The sequence below is a fragment of the Pseudomonas agronomica genome, from assembly GCF_025917275.1.
GTDB classification, from domain to species: Bacteria; Pseudomonadota; Gammaproteobacteria; order Pseudomonadales; family Pseudomonadaceae; genus Aquipseudomonas; species Aquipseudomonas agronomica.
Genome location: NZ_JAOSHO010000689.1, coordinates 1 through 2,116, shown reverse-complemented (window position 1 = coordinate 2,116; position 2,116 = coordinate 1). Strand labels below are relative to the sequence as shown.

The following is a 2,116-nucleotide window of genomic DNA, read 5'->3' as shown; positions in this document are numbered from 1 at the left end:
CCTGCTGTGAATTGCCAAGCTCAAAACATCGGCGCAATTTCCAGGAACCTATTCCCGAACACGCGCGATTAAATCCCGCAAATCAGTTCAAAAGCAGAACTTCTCCCAATTTTTTCCGACTGCTTGCAACCCCCCCTCCACGCGGTTAGGGTTGAGGCATGAAAACCTCTCACACCCTCATTCAGCTTCGCCAGCACCGCAGCCTGTGCCTCGTCAGTGCACGACTGCCGGGCTGAATCGCGGCACCTCGTCCCGGCTGAAGAGCCACCCCATTCGAAACACCGGCAGGCCGCCTTTTTCCGGCCACGACAATAAGGATTCCGCCCATGAGCATGCTCAAAGACCCGTCTTCGAAATACCGCGCGTTCCCGACCATCAACCTGCCGGATCGCACCTGGCCGTCGAAGACCATCACCGCCGCGCCGATCTGGTGCAGTTCCGACCTGCGCGATGGCAACCAGTCCTTGATCGAGCCGATGGACGCGGTCAAGAAGCTGCGCTTCTGGAAAACCCTGGTAGCCGTGGGCGTGAAGGAAATCGAAGCATCGTTCCCAGCGGCATCGCAAACCGACTTCGACTTCGTGCGCACCCTCATCGAAGAAGGCCACATCCCGGACGACACCACCATCCAAGTGCTGACCCAGGCCCGTGAAGACCTCATCGCCCGCACCTTCGAATCCCTGCGTGGCGCGAAGAAGGCCATTGTCCACCTGTACAACGCCACCTGCCCGTCGTTCCGCCGCATCGTGTTCAACCAGGACAAGGAAGGCGTGAAGGAAATCGCAGTGAACGCGGCCAAGCTGTTCGTCAAATACGCCGCCCAGCAGCCGGAAACCCAATGGCAGTTCGAATACTCGCCAGAGACCTTCAGCGCCACCGAGCTGGAGTTCGCCAAGGAAGTCTGCGACGCCGTGATCGAAGTCTGGAACCCGACGCCTGAGCGCAAAGTGATCCTCAACCTGCCGGCCACCGTGGAAGTCGCCACCCCGAACATCTACGCCGACCAGATCGAGTGGTTCCACCGCAACATTACTCGTCGTGACAGCGTGCTGATCAGCCTGCACACCCACAACGACCGCGGCACCGGCGTGGCCGCTACCGAGCTGGGCCTGATGGCCGGCGCCGACCGTGTCGAAGGCTGCCTGTTCGGCAACGGCGAACGCACCGGTAACGTCGACCTGGTGACCGTGGCGCTGAACCTCTACACCCAGGGCATCAACCCTGAACTGGATTTTTCCGACATCGACGGCGTGCGCAAAGTGGTCGAAGAGTGCAACCAGATTCCGGTGCACCCACGCCACCCGTACGTCGGCGACCTGGTTCACACCGCCTTCTCCGGCTCGCACCAGGACGCCATCCGCAAGGGCTTCGCCCAGCAGAAACCGGACACCCTGTGGGAAGTGCCGTACCTGCCGATCGACCCGGCCGACATCGGCCGCAGCTACGAGGCGGTGATTCGCGTGAACAGCCAGTCGGGCAAGGGCGGCATCGCCTACCTGCTGGAGCAGGAATACGGCATCAGCCTGCCACGTCGCATGCAGATCGAGTTCAGCCAGGTGGTGCAGCGCGAAACCGATCGCCTGGGCCTGGAGATGACCGCCCAGCAGATCCATGCCTTGCTGCAGCGTGAATACCTGCAAGCCAACACCCCGTACGCGCTGGTCAGCCATCGCCTGCAGGAAGAAAACGGCAACAGCGCCGTGGAAGTGGAAGTGGCAAGCAAGGGCCAGGGCGAAACCAACCTGCACTGGCGCGGCCGAGGCAACGGCGCCCTGGAAGCGCTGGTGGCCGGCCTGCCGATTCCGGTGGAAATCATGGACTACAACGAGCACGCCATCGGCGCCGGCACCAATGCCAAGGCCGCGGCGTACATCGAACTGCGGGTCAACGGCGAGCGTGCGGTGCACGGCGTGGGCATCGATGAAAACATCACCACGGCGAGCTTCAAGGCACTGTTCAGCGCACTGAACCGCTCGCTGAGCCACCCGGAAGCCAAGGCGGCTTGATCGGTAGCTGAAAATCAAAAAGGCCCTGGGGTGTGAACCTCAGGGCCTTTTTGTTTGGCTTGTATTTTGGTTGGCTGTTCCGGCCTCTTCGCGAGCAGGCTCGCTCCCAC

The 2,116-nt window shown here is 61.7% G+C and carries 1 protein-coding gene; it reads left to right on the top strand.

Translation table 11 applies throughout. From position 1 onward, the window contains the following. Positions 1–326 precede the first annotated feature (326 nt). A complete protein-coding gene (gene leuA, locus OC610_RS26195) occupies positions 327–2,006 on the top strand; it encodes a 2-isopropylmalate synthase (RefSeq protein ID WP_264431994.1) in 1,680 nt (559 codons plus the stop codon). Positions 2,007–2,116 lie beyond the last annotated feature (110 nt).